The 16104-nt window shown below is 54.2% G+C and carries 15 protein-coding genes and 1 pseudogene; 5 read left to right on the top strand and 11 right to left on the bottom strand.

Going from position 1 to position 16104, the window contains the following annotated elements:
- The first annotated feature begins 24 nt into the window (after positions 1 to 24).
- Both ABD931_RS12000 and ABD931_RS12005 read left to right on the top strand, forming a co-directional pair.
- The gene (locus tag ABD931_RS12000; protein WP_345267346.1) at positions 25 to 405 is read left to right on the top strand and encodes a response regulator; all 381 of its coding nucleotides are present in this window, start codon (positions 25 to 27) and stop codon (positions 403 to 405) included.
- On the top strand, positions 402 to 1451 hold the full coding sequence (locus tag ABD931_RS12005) for an adenylate/guanylate cyclase domain-containing protein (RefSeq protein ID WP_345267348.1): 1050 nt from the start codon (positions 402 to 404) through the stop codon (positions 1449 to 1451). The genes ABD931_RS12000 and ABD931_RS12005 overlap by 4 nt, the downstream gene beginning before the upstream one ends.
- Before the next feature lie 39 nt (positions 1452 to 1490).
- Here ABD931_RS12005 and purQ read toward each other — a convergent pair whose 3' ends face one another.
- The 5 genes from purQ to ABD931_RS12030 are packed head-to-tail and all read right to left on the bottom strand — an operon-like array spanning position 1491 to position 5787.
- On the bottom strand, positions 1491 to 2180 hold the full coding sequence (gene purQ / locus ABD931_RS12010; protein ID WP_345267350.1) for a phosphoribosylformylglycinamidine synthase subunit PurQ: 690 nt from the start codon (positions 2178 to 2180) through the stop codon (positions 1491 to 1493).
- A 50-nt stretch (positions 2181 to 2230) separates the two neighbouring features.
- Positions 2231 to 3163 (bottom strand): bifunctional metallophosphatase/5'-nucleotidase, encoded by a 933-nt coding sequence (locus ABD931_RS12015; protein ID WP_345267352.1) that lies wholly within the window; start codon positions 3161 to 3163, stop codon positions 2231 to 2233.
- Entirely contained in the window at positions 3141 to 3884 is a 744-nt protein-coding gene (locus ABD931_RS12020) for a 5'-nucleotidase C-terminal domain-containing protein (RefSeq protein WP_345267354.1), read from the bottom strand. The genes ABD931_RS12015 and ABD931_RS12020 overlap by 23 nt, the downstream gene beginning before the upstream one ends.
- A 15-nt stretch (positions 3885 to 3899) precedes the next feature.
- Entirely contained in the window at positions 3900 to 5546 is a 1647-nt protein-coding gene (locus ABD931_RS12025; protein WP_345267356.1) for a M1 family metallopeptidase, read from the bottom strand.
- A 28-nt stretch (positions 5547 to 5574) separates the two neighbouring features.
- Positions 5575 to 5787 carry a hypothetical protein gene (locus ABD931_RS12030; RefSeq protein ID WP_345267357.1) on the bottom strand — a complete coding sequence of 71 codons (213 nt, stop codon included), beginning with the start codon at positions 5785 to 5787 and terminating at the stop codon, positions 5575 to 5577.
- A 124-nt stretch (positions 5788 to 5911) separates the two neighbouring features.
- On the opposite strand from ABD931_RS12030, the gene ABD931_RS12035 reads away from it, so the two are divergent.
- Entirely contained in the window at positions 5912 to 6754 is an 843-nt protein-coding gene (locus tag ABD931_RS12035) for an SDR family NAD(P)-dependent oxidoreductase (protein WP_345267359.1), read from the top strand.
- A gap of 24 nt (positions 6755 to 6778) precedes the next feature.
- Here ABD931_RS12035 and ABD931_RS12040 read toward each other — a convergent pair.
- The 5 genes and pseudogenes from ABD931_RS12040 to ABD931_RS12060 all read right to left on the bottom strand — a co-directional run.
- Positions 6779 to 7144: pseudogene (locus tag ABD931_RS12040) on the bottom strand (Uma2 family endonuclease); the annotation flags it as partial.
- Between the two features lie 15 nt (positions 7145 to 7159).
- Positions 7160 to 7315, bottom strand: coding sequence for a hypothetical protein (locus ABD931_RS12045; RefSeq protein ID WP_345267361.1), 156 nt, complete (start codon positions 7313 to 7315; stop codon positions 7160 to 7162).
- Between the two features lie 130 nt (positions 7316 to 7445).
- The gene (gene ahcY / locus ABD931_RS12050) at positions 7446 to 8762 is read right to left on the bottom strand and encodes an adenosylhomocysteinase (RefSeq protein ID WP_345267363.1); all 1317 of its coding nucleotides are present in this window, start codon (positions 8760 to 8762) and stop codon (positions 7446 to 7448) included.
- Between the two features lie 159 nt (positions 8763 to 8921).
- Positions 8922 to 9578 (bottom strand): SGNH/GDSL hydrolase family protein, encoded by a 657-nt coding sequence (locus tag ABD931_RS12055; RefSeq protein WP_345267365.1) that lies wholly within the window; start codon positions 9576 to 9578, stop codon positions 8922 to 8924.
- A 99-nt stretch (positions 9579 to 9677) separates the two neighbouring features.
- Positions 9678 to 10973, bottom strand: coding sequence for a UDP-N-acetylmuramoyl-tripeptide--D-alanyl-D-alanine ligase (locus ABD931_RS12060; protein ID WP_345267367.1), 1296 nt, complete (start codon positions 10971 to 10973; stop codon positions 9678 to 9680).
- Positions 10974 to 11070: 97 nt separating this feature from the next.
- Between ABD931_RS12060 and ABD931_RS12065 the strand changes: the two genes are divergently transcribed.
- Together ABD931_RS12065 and ABD931_RS12070 are read left to right on the top strand one after the other, a co-directional pair.
- Positions 11071 to 13335, top strand: coding sequence for an FG-GAP-like repeat-containing protein (locus ABD931_RS12065; RefSeq protein ID WP_345267369.1), 2265 nt, complete (start codon positions 11071 to 11073; stop codon positions 13333 to 13335).
- Positions 13336 to 13434: 99 nt separating this feature from the next.
- A complete protein-coding gene (locus ABD931_RS12070; protein WP_345267371.1) occupies positions 13435 to 13773 on the top strand; it encodes a hypothetical protein in 339 nt (112 codons plus the stop codon).
- Positions 13774 to 13832: 59 nt separating this feature from the next.
- Here the strand turns inward: ABD931_RS12070 and ABD931_RS12075 are convergent, their stop codons facing one another.
- Positions 13833 to 15824 (bottom strand): PAS domain-containing sensor histidine kinase, encoded by a 1992-nt coding sequence (locus tag ABD931_RS12075; RefSeq protein ID WP_345267373.1) that lies wholly within the window; start codon positions 15822 to 15824, stop codon positions 13833 to 13835.
- Positions 15825 to 16104 lie beyond the last annotated feature (280 nt).

A 16104-nucleotide genomic window follows, 5' to 3' on the forward strand; every position in this document is an offset into this window, starting at 1 on the left:
ATTCCAACTAAAGCCTTCCCAAGTATGAAAATTCTGGTAGTGGATGATGAACTGGATGTACAGTTTTTGTTTGAGCAGCGGTTCCGGCGGGAGATACGAAGTGGTGAATTGAGCTTTGAGTTTGCTCATTCCGGTGAAGAAGCCTTGAATTACCTGGGACAGCACTCCTCCGAAGTAATCCTGATTCTGTCCGATATAAATATGCCGGGGATGAGTGGCCTGGAACTGCTGCGGAAAATTCGGGAGCGGTATCCGTCGCCACCGCCTAAAATAATGATGATTACGGCCTATGGCGATGTGGACACCTTTAATCAGGCCATGAGCTACGGGGCCGATGATTTTTTGACTAAGCCCCTGGACTTCGGCGGTCTCAAAGACAAACTTAATACGACGGTAGGTACATGACAAAAGCCAAAATCCTGGTTGTCGATGATGAATCGGACCTGGAGTTTCTGATCAAGAAGAAGTTTCGTCGGCAGATCAGAGAAGGCTTGTACGATTTTGTTTTTGCCGGAAATGGACATGAAGCCCTCGCCAGACTTCAGGAGGAGACAGACATCGACATGGTTCTCAGCGATATCAATATGCCCGAAATGGATGGGCTGACGCTGCTGGTCCGGCTAAACGAAATGAGCCCGCTGATTAAGGCCGTTATTGTGTCGGCCTACGGCGATATGGGCAATATCCGCACGGCCATGAACCGCGGGGCGTTTGATTTTATCTGCAAACCGGTCGATTTTGATGATCTCGAAGTAACCATGCAGAAGACCATCCGGCATGTGCAGCAACTGCGGGATACCCTTCAGGCTATCAAAGAAAATAACATCCTCAAGATGTACGTCGACGAGAATGTCCTGAACTTCATGAGTCGGCGGGAATTTGAAACAGCCCTCACGGATAATGAAACGATAGATGGCACGGTGGTATTTGTCGACATCTGCGGCTTTACGGCCATTACGGAACGCGAGCCGGCCGATACCGTGGTGCGGCTCATCAACAAATACTTCGACGTGATGGTGAAGGCTATAATCGGGCAGGGCGGCTACGTTGATAAGTTTATGGGTGATGCGGTGATGGCGGTGTTCCGGGAGGAGTATCACCTTGATCGGGCGATCGAGGCTTCGCTGGCCGTGCGCTCTCAGATTGAACAGATGAAGGAAGCACTGCCGGGTCAGCCCATGTTTCTGCCCAAAGTCTCTATTGGTATCAATACCGGAGAGATGGTTTCGGGCAATATCGGCGCGGCAACGCTCCGGCGACTGGATTATACCGTCATCGGTGATACGGTCAACACAGCGCAGCGGTTGCAGTCAACCGCCAAAGCCGGCCAGATCGTTATCAGCGAAGCCACGTACGAGAAGGTAAAGGAATCCTTTCACTGCGAAAGAATTGGGGAGGTAATCCTCAAGAATAAAAGTAACCCCGTAGTTATTTACGAAGTACTGGAGTAAAAAGCTGCACTCAGGTAAGGTGCTGCTTTTTACTCCAGATTACACCAATACCGCGTTGAGCAGTTGCTCCAGAATAAGCTTACCGTCGGTATTACCCAGCATCGGGTCCGACGCCCGCTCCGGGTGCGGCATCATGCCAAACACATTACCCTGCTCATTGCATACCCCCGCAATATTTTCCAGACTTCCGTTGCAATTTGTTTCGTCGGTGATATTACCGTTTTCGTCGCAGTAGCGGAACAGAATCTGGTCGTTATCGTTCAGGCGCTTCAGCGTGTCGGCATCGGCGTAGTAGCGACCTTCGCCGTGGGCGATGGGTATTTTGTAGGCCCGCTCTTCCAGACCGGCCGTCAGCAAGGCCTTTTTAGACTGCGGCAGCAGGTGCACATTTTTGCAGATATAGCGCTGGTTGGTATTGCGCAGCAGTACGCCGGGTACCAGGTGCGCTTCGGCCAGAATCTGGAAACCGTTGCAGATACCCATCAGGTAGCCGCCCCGTTTGGCGTGCGCAATCACTTCGTTCATAATGGGCGAGAACCGCGCTACGGCACCCGTCCGCAGGTAATCGCCGTAGGAGAACCCGCCGGGCAGGATAATAAAGTCGCACCCCTGCAGGTCGTGGTCTTTGTGCCAGAGCTTTACTACCTGCTGACCCAGGTTATGCTGGAGGGCATCCACTGCATCCTGATCGCAGTTGGAGCCGGGAAATACAACAACGCCGAATTTCATAGTTTCTTCGTTTCTGCTCCAAAATTAAGCAAATTTTGCCAGCTTACCGATTACTTCACTGTCACCGCTTGCCCGCTGGCCTGGGCGTCTTTGCCGCGCTCAAACGTCAGGTCGATGCGGCCGAGGTAAATACCGGCGAAACCCACCTGATTGATGAGGACCGGCTTGCCGTTCTGGTTTTGTACACTGACCGGAGCCTCCAGGAAGGTATGCGTATGTCCGCCAATGATGAGGTCTATATCGTTGCTCTGCGCGGCCAGCACATGGTCGGATACCTCCGGTCCCTGGTATTTGAAGCCGAGGTGCGACAGGCAAATGACATAGTCGCACACCTCGTTGTTCTTCAGAATGGCCGCTACGTTATTGCCCACTTCAATGGGGTCCAGGTAGCGGGTTTCTTCGTAGAGGGATTTAGGGACGAGCCCATCCAGCGCAATACCCAGCCCGAATACACCAACCTTAACGCCGTCTTTTGTGAAGACTTTGTAACGCTGCGTCTGCCCCTCCATCGCCGTATCCTTAAAATCGTAGTTGGCGATCAGGAACGGAAAGTTGGCCTTGCGGAACTGCGTGCGCATGTTATCCATACCGGCGTCGAAGTCGTGGTTGCCGATGGTGGAGGCATCGTAGCCCATCCGGTTCATAGCAAGTACTTCGGGTTCGCCTTTGTAAATATTGAAATAGGGCGTTCCCTGAAACAGGTCACCGGCATCAAACAGCAGCACGTTTTTCTGCTCCTGCCGGATGCGCTCGATCAGGGACATCCGCCGGGCTACACCACCCTTACCGGCATTACGGCCGCCATCCATCGGAAACGGGTCTAGCCGGCTGTGCACATCGTTGGTGTGCAGAATGGTGACCTGTGTTTTCTTCGGCGGAAACAGCCGGGGCAGCGCCAGTGCGTCGGGAGCCACGCTACCGATGACGGCCGTGGTGCCCAGCAGCTTCAGAAACTGCCGTCTATTGGATTGTAATGCGTCCATCAGTCGTTGGATTAATAGGCTGACCGGATTTGCCCAGTTGCCGGAAATAGTCGATAAAAGCGTCGCGGATGTTCACGTTCAGGTCTTCGCGCCGGACGGCGTCCTTCAGGAATGAAGCGCCACTGCCGCCATTGGCTACGTAGTCGCTCATGGCAACGGTATAGGTTTCGTCCGGTTGCAGCGGCTTACCAGTGGCCATCGTCACCGATTGTACTTTATCGTTGGCGATGGTAGCCCGTAGGCCACTTATCACCAGGGCTTCATCTTTCAGAAAGTGGTTCAGCAACTGCATCACCTGCGAGCCTTTCATGGTCAGCACCGTAATCTGGTTATCGAACGGCATTACCTCGTAGATATTGCCGACCGTAATCGGGCCCTTTGGCAGGCCGGAGCGGATACCGCTGTAGTTGAGATGACCAATGTCAATGGGTTTGCCGTAACGTTTGCCGGCCTCCTGCCGCAGGGCATCGGCCAATAGGTTGTTGACGGCCGATTCGGGTTTCCCTTTCTCCAGGGCTACATCTGAGCGGACCAGCACTTCATTCATGGTCTGGTCGAGCTTTTGCCGGTACGGTTGCAGGAATTCCGCCATGCCTGTATCGGCCTGGGCGGTGGCGTCTACCTCAATCCGGTTGTACGTTCGTCCGGTCGGATAGTAGGTATGCTGGCAGGCCGACAGCGCGGCTGTGAGCACCAGTATGTATAGTTGTTTTATTCGCATAGGTTATGAAAACGATTATTCTAAACGAACCTGCCGGATGGTAAACAGGCCGTAGTCGGTGTTGAAATTTAGCCAGCCGGAGCTGAATTTAACGTTGGTGGCACTCCACTCGGTTTTCGGGTATATCGTCTGCCACTCCCCAAACCCAAACCGTACCTTCACCGGCAGGTTAAAGCCTTTTGTATCGGCTACCCAGCGGTGACGGATTTCCCACTGCTTATCATTTTTTGCCAGCACCTTATATTCCAGCACCGGTATGCCGGTGTACTTCAGATACTGGTCGGCAATCGACTGCAGGTCGACTTGTGTTTTCAGTTCCAGAAAGTCAATAACCTCATCGGTGTTGACAATGGAAAGCTTCTTTTCTGTCGCCAGCGCCTTCAAAGCTTTAAACCAAAGGTTGTCATTATCTACAGCATGACGGAGCGTATGCAGCATCCAGGAGCCTTTATAGTAAATGTCTGTGTCTCTGTGTTGATAGTTTACTCCCAGCGGACCCAGCATAGGATGCTGATTTTTAATCAGCTTGCGCTGCATATTCAGGTATTCAATGGCTTTCGGTATGCTGTGGGTACACTCCATATACAGCGCTTCGGCGTAGGTCGCAAAAGCCTCGTGAATCCACATCTCTCCAGAATCCCCGGCGCTCAGGCTGTTGCCGAAGTACTCATGTCCGCTTTCGTGGATGATGATGAAGTCGAAGCCGAAGGGGGTGTTGCGGTAGTTGTTGCCGTAGGCAATGGCGGTCTGGTGTTCCATGCCCCAGTAGGGCGTTTCAACCAGTTTGTAGCCGTCGCGCCAGAAGGGAAATTTGCCGAAATACTTCTCGTAGCAGTCCAGCATCGCCTTTACCTGCTCAAAGTGTACGTTAGCTTTTTCCAGGTTCTGGGGTAGTACATAATAATTCAGCGCCAACGTCTGCCGGTCCAAACTGCGGTATTCATCCTTAAAATAGGCGTAATTGGCGATGTTCAGGGTAACATTGTAGATGTTGATGGGGTAGCGTACGTACCAGATAAACTCCGTCTGACCGGCGGTTCGGGCGGGCCTTTTCGACTGGAGCGTGCCGTTGGAGACGCAGGTGAGGCCGTTGGGTACGCGGCAGGTGATGCGCATGGAGTCCGGCTCATCAGAGAGGTGATCTTTGCAGGGCCACCACAAACTGGCTCCTGTTCCCTGACAGGTAACGGTTACCCAGCTTTTACCGCTGGGATCCTGTCGCCAGAGAAAACCGCCGTCCCAGGGCGGATTTTTGGCTACCTGCGGACTGCCACTGTACGTCACCTTCACCTCCCGAAGCTGCCCCACCGGCTGCGCTTCTTTCATATCCACAAACACGGCATTGCCATCGCGTTTGAACGTCAGCTTTTGCCCATTCTGCGTAATGGCGGCAATCTGCATGTTGTCGAACAGGTCGATCTGCATTCGCCGGAACGGCTCTTTGACCCGGTAGCGAATGGTGTTGCTACCGTCGATGGTACGGGTGGCGGGATTGACGCTCAGGTTCAGGTCGTAGAAGGTAACGTCGTAGCTGGTGCGTTCGGGTCGGAGGCCACCCCGCAGCGTATCCTGACGAGTGAAGCGGTACGTCGAGTCGGGCTGTTGCGCAGCCGCAGTCAGGGCGTAAAATACAGCGAATAGGGCCGGCAACCAATGTTTCATCCGTCAGGTTGACATTCAATGGTCAAAGTTACGAACCAAAACGGAGGAAACCAGAGAGTAAGTCGATAGTCAATAGTGATTGGTCGACAGGAGGCTGGGAGAGGTCACCGCTCTGGCCCCGGCCAAAGTTGACATCGTGCCGAACGTCGCCTTCTTCGTACTCCTGAATCAGACCGCCCCGGAAACCGGGTTCGTTAGCACTGTTGGTATTGTCGGTGGGGCGGTAAGCGGCCACGTTCACTACGCCACCGCTGGCGTGGTTGGTCGGCCCTATAATAAATAGGTAGGAGCTAACAGGGCAGCCAGGTCATGTACGTTATACCGTACTTTGCGGCTGTTCAACAAAACTACGATATAGTACAGGTATGCTGACAAATAGCTTAGTAAACGGAAAAGTAGCGCTCGTGACCGGTGCCAGCCGGGGCGTCGGCAAAGGCATTGCCCACGAACTTGGGCTGGCCGGCGCAACCGTAATCATCACGGGCCGCAGCACCCGTGGCAGTCGGCCAGACGAGGACAGGCCCGGTACCATCGAAGATACCGCCGACCTGGTCACGGCCTCGGGCGGCCGGGGTATGGCCATCCCCTGCGACCACACCAGCAACGAAGACGTAAAAAGGCTTTTCGCCCGAATTAGAAACGAGTTTGGCCGGCTGGATATTCTGGTCAACAACGTCTGGGGTGGCTACGAAGGACACGAGGGCAAGATCTTCAGCAAAGCGTTCTGGGAGCAGGATCTGGAGGTTTGGGAGGCCATGTTTCAGGCCGGACTGCGTGCCCACTTCACCGCCAGCTACTACGCGGCTCCCCTGATGATTACGCAGCAGAGCGGTTTGATCATCAACATTTCCATTGGCGTAGCCGGCAAATACCTCGGCAACGTCATGTACGACACCTGCAAAACCGCCGACGACCGGCTGGCCTTTGCTATGGCGCAGGAACTCCGTTCGCATGGTGTAACGGCCGTAGCGCTCTATCCCGGCCACACCCGCACCGAGCGCGTCGAACGAATACTTACCAAAACCGGCCAGGCAGACCAGCTAACCGAAACCCATTCGCCCCGCTACGTTGGCCGGGCCGTGGTTGCGCTGGCCCAGGACCCGCACCTGATTGATAAAACGGGTCAGGCGCTGGCTACGGGTGACTTAGCTGCTCAATACGGATTTACGGATGTTGATGGGCGGTTGATTCCGGCGTTTAGGTTTTAGTGTAGCCCGGAATGTAATTCCGGGCTACAGCAACTCACTGATCGTCAGTTCAAAACCCGACAATACGTCCTCCCCACTCAGGCGTTTATTAAACGGTTTAATCTCTGGCTCCTGATCAGGGCGGTAAATGGTGGTTTGCTGCTGAAACGGATTTACCAGCCAGCCCAGCCGCACACCATTGTTCAGCCATTTGCTCATTTTATCCTGAAGCTCGCGCAACTCGTCAGATTCAGAAACCAGGTCAATGACAAAATCCGGGCAGACGTGGGCGAACTTCTTTAGATCATCGCTGGATACATTGGTAAGCCTTTCGTGGCTAACCCAGGCTACATCTGGTGCCCGCATGGATCCATCCGGTAATGTACAACCGCCATTTGAGTCAGATACACGGCCGAGTTTTGTTTTTCAATAGCTGGTCTGAGTTCCGGTAGGCACTTTAAAGAAGATTTGTCCGTTTTCGTCGCGTTCAATATGCAAATCAGGATTGGCCCGGCAGAAGGCAAATAGCTCGTCGTCGGTAAAGCGGCCCTCCTGGGCTGGTAAGTTGATAGGGAAGCGCATAGATCGTTTTGATAATGACGTAAAGGCATTCCGAGGTAAAATTTACACAAAAAAGAAGCACGACCCTACTCGGATCGCGCTTCCCCTTCTTTGAGTTAAGAGTTACAGACAATTATTAACTCTTAACTCCTTAATACCGGTACCACTCGGACTTGAACGGTCCTTCTTTGGTGACGCCGATGTAGGCAGCCTGCTCCTCATCCATGGTATCCAGCTTGGCACCGACGTGAGCCAGGTGCAGGGCGGCTACTTTCTCGTCGAGGTGCTTGGGCAGCACATACACTTTGTTCTCGTATTTGCCGGGGTTGTTCCACAGTTCGAGCTGGGCCAGTGTCTGGTTCGAGAACGAGCAGGACATCACGAACGACGGGTGACCCATGGCGCAGCCCAGGTTCACCAGACGGCCTTCGGCCAGCACGATGATTTCTTTGCCGTCAATCTCGTACATATCCACCTGCGGTTTGATGCTGCTTTTGCTGTGGCCGTAGTTGGTGTTCAGCCACGCTATGTCAATTTCGTTGTCGAAGTGACCGATGTTGCAGACCACCGCTTTGTCGCGCATCTTGCGGAAGTGACGGTCGGTGATGATGCGAACGTTACCTGTAGCGGTGACAAAAATGTTGGCACGTTCGGCGGCCTCGTCCATCGTGACCACTTCGTAGCCGTCCATAGCCGCCTGGAGGGCGCAGATCGGGTCAATTTCGGTAACCAGTACCCGGCAACCAGCACCGCGCAGCGATTCGGCAGAGCCTTTTCCTACATCGCCGTAACCCGCCACTACGGCCACTTTACCGGCCAGCATCAGGTCAGTAGCCCGGCGGATAGCGTCGACCAGCGATTCGCGGCAGCCGTATTTGTTATCAAACTTCGACTTCGTGACGGAGTCATTCACGTTGATAGCCGGCAGGTGGAGCGTACCATTCTTCATGCGCTCATACAGCCGGTGAACGCCCGTGGTGGTTTCTTCCGACAAGCCTTTGATGCCCGAGATCAGTTCCGGATAGTTGTCGAACACCATGTTGGTGAGGTCACCGCCATCGTCCAGGATCATGTTCAGCGGCTGGCGATCTTCACCGAAAAAGATCGTCTGCTCAATACACCAGTTAAATTCTTCTTCGGTCATGCCTTTCCAGGCATACACCGGAATACCCGCAGCCGCAATGGCCGCAGCCGCGTGGTCCTGCGTCGAGAAGATATTGCAGGATGACCAGGTTACGTCGGCACCCAGTTCCACCAGCGTTTCGATCAGCACAGCGGTTTGGATGGTCATGTGCAGACAGCCGGCGATGCGGGCACCCTGTAGGGGCTTTGAAGGGCCAAACTCCCGGCGGAGCGCCATCAGGCCGGGCATTTCGGCTTCGGCCAGCCGGATTTCTTTGCGACCCCAGTCGGCCAGGGCAATATCTTTTACTTTGTACGGAACGTAAGCAGACGTTTGCGTTGACATAATAGACGAAGTTTCGAAGTTCTGTTAGCCGAATTATTACCGGCGCAGATGGATTCTATAGAAAATGCAAAATTAACGAACGCAGGCCAGAATGCCTAACCGGGAAGAGCCGGGAAGCAAATAGGTTAGCAAGCGGTCAGGTAGCTGGCAGGCAGTGGCTTACTTCAGCACCGGTCGTAGCTTCTCCGCCCAGATCACATAGCCTTTGGCGTTCATGTGCAGGCTGTCTGCTTTGAAAAGTTCACCCTTAGGCTGCCCGTTTGCATTCAGCATGGGGGTGTACACATCAACGTAGGTGGTACGTCGCTGTTTCGCCAGAAAATTCCTGATCAGTCGGTTACCTTCCTGAATGACTGGAAAGTACGGCCGGCGCGAGGGACTGGGCTTCATCGAAATAAAGACGATTGGCGTTTTGGGTAACGTTTTCCGGATTGTCCGGAACAGCGTCACAAAGCGTTCGTACGTTTCCTGGGCCGACACCTTATCGGTGGCCACATCATTCTCCCCGGCGTACAGCACAATTTGCTTCGGACGGTAGGGCGTGATAATCCGGTCGGCGTAGCGGATCACATCCAGCAGGGTAGAGCCGCCGAAGCCCCGGTTCAGCACCACCTTATCCGGAAACGACTCCTGCAGATTATCCCACAGCCGGATCGATGAACTACCGGTAAACAAAATCGCATTCTTCGGCGGAGGGCTGACCAGATCTTTAGCCTCAAACGCCAATATCTCCGCCTGAAACGGCGGCACCGCCTGGCAATAACTTATTACAGGTAAAACAGCAATGACTACAATGCGCAAAAAGGAACGTACCACAGGTCAGGGATTAAAAGTGAGAGAGCAAATGAGTGAAAAGGTGAACGAGCAAACAAGTGGCTTTGCCTTATTCACTCGTTCGCTCGTTCACCCTTTCGCTTATATAAACGGCACCACCGACTCCAGCCCAATCCCCCGCGAGCCTTTCACCAGAAAATAGGTGTTCTCAAACGGGTGATCGAGCAGCCAGTTGTGTAACGAAAACTTATCAGGAAAATAGTAGGCCTTCGGCAACGCACCTAGCGCGTACTTCATATCCTTACCGGCCAGAATGACTACATCGAAGTTGCCTTTGGCAACCAGTTCACCCAGGGCCGCGTGTTCGGCTTCGCTCTCCGGCCCCAGTTCAAACATATCGCCCAGAATTACTACCTTCTTCTGAGCAGGCAGGTTCATGAACTGCTGCACGGCGGCCGCCATCGACGAGGGATTGGCGTTGTAGGCATCCAGCAGGATGGTGTTAGAGCCTTTGGCCACTACCTGCGAACGGTTGTTGGTGGGGTTGTAATCGGCGATGGCGCGGTTGGCTTCTTCCGGCGGCACGCCGAAATACTGACCAATGCAGAGGGCGGCCGCCATGTTTTCAAAATTATAACGACCCGGTAGGTGGGTGGTTATCTCGCGACCGTCGGCATCCCGGAAAACGACCACCGGCGTATCCTGTACCAGCGTCGCATTATAGGCACCGTCGGGGGTCAGGTACGACACTAACTCGGTAAACTGCCGCTCCTGGGCCATCGCCAGCAGGGTTGTGTTGCTGCCGTTGATAAAGACCGTGCCGCCGGCTTGCGACAGCCAGTCGAACAGTTCGCCTTTGCCTTTGCGTACGCCTTCAATTCCGCCGAAGCCTTCCAGATGAGCCTTGCCTACGTTGGTGATCAGGCCGTGCGTCGGTTCGGCAATGGAACTGAGCAGGGCAATCTCCCGCTGGTGGTTGGCCCCCATCTCCACCACGGCCATCTCGTAGCTGTCGTCAATTGCCAGCAGGGTCAGTGGCACGCCAATGTGGTTGTTGAAATTGCCGGGCGTAGCGTAGGTCTTGTATTTCTTCGACAGCACATCGGCAATCAGCTCTTTGGTGGTGGTTTTACCGTTGGAGCCGGTCAGGGCCACAATCGGGATATTCAACGTCCGGCGGTGGTGACGAGCCAGCGCCTGCAGGGCGGTCAGCCCATCGTCGACCAGCAGCAGGCGTGAATCCGTTTCGGCAACGGCCGGATCATCCACAATGGCGTAGCGGGCTCCTTTTTCCAGGGCTTCCGGGGCAAACTGGTTGCCGTTGAAGGCCGGACCTTTCAGGGCCACAAACAAACAATCGGGCGAAATCTTCCGCGTGTCGGTTGAGACGCCGGTGCATTCCAGGAATTTATCGTAAAGATGAGACAGAGAAATCATGCACTAACAGACCAAATTAATAGGCTTCTACGTTAGACTATAGGTTTTGCTTATCACGTAACCGGGTACAGCCCGGTACCACACGTCCCAAAATTACATGAAAAATCGGTCTGCCGTGGGGCTCTTTTTGGCCTCATTCTGTTTATTGCCGTTTCTCAACGTTGCTCAGACTACTTCTTCGTTTAGCTTCCAATATAATCAGCAGGTGCCGGTAACGATGAATGGCCGGTCGCTGCCCAACGCCTGGGCGGGTGGACTCAATGCCGCTCAATTCCAGACCATGCACCTGAACGACGATGGCCGGGAAGATCTGGTGGTGTTTGACCGGACCAGCAACAAGATCAGCACCTTTCTGGCCGACGGAATGTCGTGGCGCTACGCCCCCGAATACGAAGCCCAGTTCCCGGCGGTACTGAACTGGATGGTGCTGATCGACTACGACGGCGACGGCCGCAAAGACCTGTTTACCCACGTGCCCCAGGGCGTAAAGGTGTTGAAGAACGTATCGACCAGCGACCGCGTGAGCTGGCAGGTGGTGGCCGACCCGCTGCTGCACGAAGGCTTGTCGTCCTCCAAACTGAACCTGTATGTGTCGGCTACGGATATTCCGGCCATTGTCGATTTTGACGATGACGGCGATATTGACATCATTGCTTTCGACATCACGGGCAATTACGCCGTTTATTTTCAGAACCTCAGCAAGAACCGGCCAAATGCGGCCAACACCACACCCGGACTGGATTTCAAGCGGACGGGGCAGTGCTGGGGAAATTTTGTGAAGGAGTATTGCGATGACTTCGTATTTGGGGTTGATTGCAGCGTACCCAACGGGCGGGTAGCGGCAACGGCCAAAGCCAATTCGCGGGCGAAGGTACTGCATGCCGGCAACGCGGTTACGATACTTGATACCGACGGCGACGGTAAAAAAGACCTGCTGTTCGGGCATGTGTCGTGTACCAATATTGCCCGGCTGCGCAACGCCGGTACCAACAACGAAAAAGCCAATTTTGTGAGCTTCGACGCCAAATTCCCGGCGCAGAACGCCATTAACTTCAATATCTTTCCGGCTACCTACGTCGAGGATTTCGACGGCGACGGCATCAAAGACCTGGTGGCGGCTCCCAATACGTATAATAACGAAGGGGCGCTAATGGATTTCCGGGCGTCGAACTGGTTCTTCAAGAACGTCGGTACCAATGAAAAGCCCAATTTCCAGCTCGTGCAGAAAGATTTCCTTCAGGCAGACATGATCGATTTAGGCGAGAATGCCGCCCCGGCGCTGGCTGACCTTGACGGCGACGGGGATATGGATCTGCTGGTGGGCAACGGCGGTATCCGGACCGATAAAGGCTACCGGGCCGGCATCTGGTATTTTGAGAACAAAGGCACCGTCGGCAGCCCCGCCTTTGAACTCGTCACCAACGATTACCTGAAACTGTCGGAAACGCTGTTGCTGACCGACATTATCCCGTCGTTTGCCGATATGGACGGTAACGGCACGCTGGATCTGGTAATTACGGCTACCTCGGCCAAAGGTGCCGAAATCCGGGTCATTTACAACAAGGCCTCCCGTGGTGCGGCTGCGCAGTATATCCTGGCCGATGCCAGACTGCTGCCGGTACCGGACCGTTTCACACCGGGTGACCTGCCGGTATTTTACGATGTCGACAAAGACGGAAAACCCGATTTGCTGCTGGGCAAGGCCTCCGGCAATATCGAATACCACCGGAATACCGGAACGGTGACTTCACCGGTGTTTCAGGTGCAGACGACCGAGTTTGGGGGCATCAAGATAAACCTGCTGGCCCGCAGCCCCTCGATTGTCATTGCCGATTTTGACGCCGATCAGAAGCCGGAACTACTGACCACCACCCGCGACGGCACGGTGAAGCTATACCGCTGGCCGGACAGTCCCACCCAGGCTCTTACCCCCCTGGCGGGCGTAGAGGGAATACCTATGCCGGGGGGCGGTCTCATTGCTACGGCGGCAGACCTGGACGGCGACCAGCTTCCCGACCTGATTATGGGCTCCCTGACCGGTGGACTCCGGTACGTTAAAAACACCACCGAGAAAGCGGTCATTACCGGCGTTACGCCGGTCTTCGGGATCTCTGAAGAAGACGTGATTCACCCCTGGGCCTACCCCAACCCCACGGAGCGGTACATCAACATTCGGCCGCCGTACGATGGCGTAGCCGAAATCCTGTCGACGGGTGGGCAGCGGGTCAGGCCGGGGCAGCCGGTAAAGGCCGAAGAGCAGACTACATTTGATCTGGGTGCCCTGCCGGATGGCATCTATTTTATCCGGTTGACCAGCGAAGGGCACTCAACTCGTTTGCAGAAGGTGGTACTTTGGAAATAAAAGTGTTCAAAACCTCGGTCGCCGAAATTAGTTATTAGGTCATCCGGTTTTACTGGCTGTTCAGCAGCCGGCCGGTTGAAAACTGAAAAACAAAACGTGATGAAAAGCCATAATAACAGTACGCCGAACCGGGTCGATCAGACCGGGGGCCCTTTAACTAATGTATCGCCGGAGCAGGTAAATAGGCCCGAAAACGAGATAGACGCTAACTCCGCCGTGTATGCTGAGTTCGGCATGGATGATACCACCGATGTGTACAGCCATCCCGACGACGAAGCCGCCGACACTATCTTGTACACTGATAACATAACAGCGCAGCACGCTATGGAGCAGGTGCCCAACGGCCCCGCCTTCGACGAATTGCCGGAAGACATGATCGACGAAGAGATTACCGAAGCTAACGAGGATAATGTTGATCCGTATCTGGATGGACAGTAATTGTTAATAGGCAGTTCTCAGTGGGCAGCAGGCAGATTTCAGCGGCAACCCTTTTCTGCCTACTGAGAACTGCCTACTTCCTTCTTCCCCAGATCCGGAAAATCCTCTACCTGCGGCTCCGCTGCCGGCAGATAAACGGTGAAGGTGGCTCCCTGGCCTAACTCGCTATGGGCGTTTACGTAGCCCTGGTGGTTGTCGGTCACTTTCTGCACAATAGCCAGGCCGATACCGGTACCCTGGTATTCGCTGCGGCCGTGCAGGCGCTGAAAGATGGTGAAGATCCGGTCCAGGTATTTGTCGTTGAAGCCAATGCCGTTATCGGTGATACTGATCGCATAAAAAACTTTATGATAATCAGAGGGGCTTACGACCGTACCCGGCAGCGGAGTAATATCCCGACCCGGCAGTTGAGCACAGTCAATCCGGATATGTGGGGCCACCCCGGCTTTAGTAAACTTCAGCGCGTTGCTCAGCAGATTCTGAAAAAGCTGCCGCAACTGAAGCGCATCGCCTTTGATTACCGGTAACGTGGTAATGTCAATAACGGCCTGTTTATCGCGGATGGCCGTTTCCAGGTCGCTCAGCACTTCATCCACGATGGTTTGCAGGTTCACCTTCCGGAAAGGTTCTTTCTGGGACGAGATGCGCGAGAAAGTCAGCAAATCCTGAATCAGCGTGTTCATGCGCTGGGCCGCCGACCGCATCCGGTCAACCAGGTCCGAGCCGAATTTGCCGATGGCGTCGCCGTACTGGGTTTGCAACACTTCACCGAATGCCGTGATTTTGCGCAGCGGCTCCTGCAAATCGTGCGATGCGATATAGGCAAACTGCTCCAGGTTTTTGTTCGACCGCTGGAGTTCGTCAATCGATTTTTGTAAATCCTGCTGGTACCGTTTCGAGGCCGTAATATCGATAAAGGATACCAGTACCCCATCGTCGAACTTAGCCGCCAGGATTTCGTACCAACCTTTCAGGCCATCGGCGTCGTAGTAGCTTTCGGTCTGGTACGACGAGCCGGTTTCAATCGTCTGCACATACTGCGCAAACAGACCCGTAGTAAACATCGTTGGGAAGAGCGACTGCAGCGTATGCCCGATCATATCGTCGGTCGACAAACCGGTTACTCGCGCAGCTGCATCATTGGCCAGTTTGACTTGAAGGTCATACACCTTACCCTGTTCGTTCCTGAGAGCTTTAAACATAATCAGGCCGTTGAGTGAGCCGTTCAGTACGCTCTCGATCAGGTCGGATTGCTCCTGCCGGGCAAAGGCCGCTTTTTTAGCCGCCGAAATATCCTGAAATGTCACCACCAGGGCATCGCCAAAGCAGGCGACCGATATATCAAACCAGGAATCAAACTGTACGTAGTAGTGCTCAAGGCGGCAGGGAACGCCGGACTTCAGCGTGTCTGCGCAGGCCGTAAAGAGGCCATCGAACCGGGTATTGCCGTGGATGTCGGTTAGCAGCGTCTGTTTTTTCAGGTAATCCGGCCCCAGGCGGGTCATGCGCAGGGCGGCCTTATTGGCCATAGCAATGCGGAAGTCCCGGACCGCGCCGTTGGCATCCCGTACCGGCTCCAGCAGCGTAATACCGTTTTGTGAATGATTCAGCACCCGGTCGAGCAGGGCGGCCTGTTCTTCGTAGGATTTTTGTTGTCGGTAGCTGTCGGTAATATCAGTGAGCGTTACAGCAACGCCATCGCCGTACGGTGCCAGTTGAACCGCGTACCGGGCTTCCGGCTCATGCGGTAGGGCATAGTTAGTTTCAAAGCCATAAGGCTGGCCGGTGGCAATGACCTCGGCCGCGCATTTCCAGAAATCCAGTTCCAGGGTGCCGGGAAACAGCTCGCCCACCAGCCGGCCAATCATCCGCTCTTCGGTCATGCCGGCCAGTTCTTCCGCTTTTTTATTGGCCAGAATAACCCTAAAGTCCTGAATATCGCCTTGTTTGTCCCGCACACAATCGTAAATGATAATTCCGTTGCCGGAAAAATCTAAAGCTGCCCGCAACAGGTGTGGATCGTTGGGGGCAGTCCGCATATTATTCCTCATAATGATAACATTGAGTACAATATCCTGGCTGAGGAAGCCCTACCTAATCTGGGTAGCTGGACTGTATATAACGTAATTCTATCTATTCTTTAACCAATGGCGTACCATTTTGTTAGTCAGCTACCTAGCGCCGGCTAACCGCGAGTATCTCTGTCTGTTACTACTCAAAAGCAGCTTTTGGTAGCTGTTGAGCTACAGTGTTACTGTATGCCTGTCTGTCTCCAACGGTTGTGCCGTTCTGCTTAAAAATAGAGCGTCCCCGTATTTTTTCAAAACCACT

This window comes from Nibrella viscosa (assembly GCF_039541875.1).
In the GTDB taxonomy this organism is placed as follows: domain Bacteria; phylum Bacteroidota; class Bacteroidia; order Cytophagales; family Spirosomataceae; genus Nibrella; species Nibrella viscosa.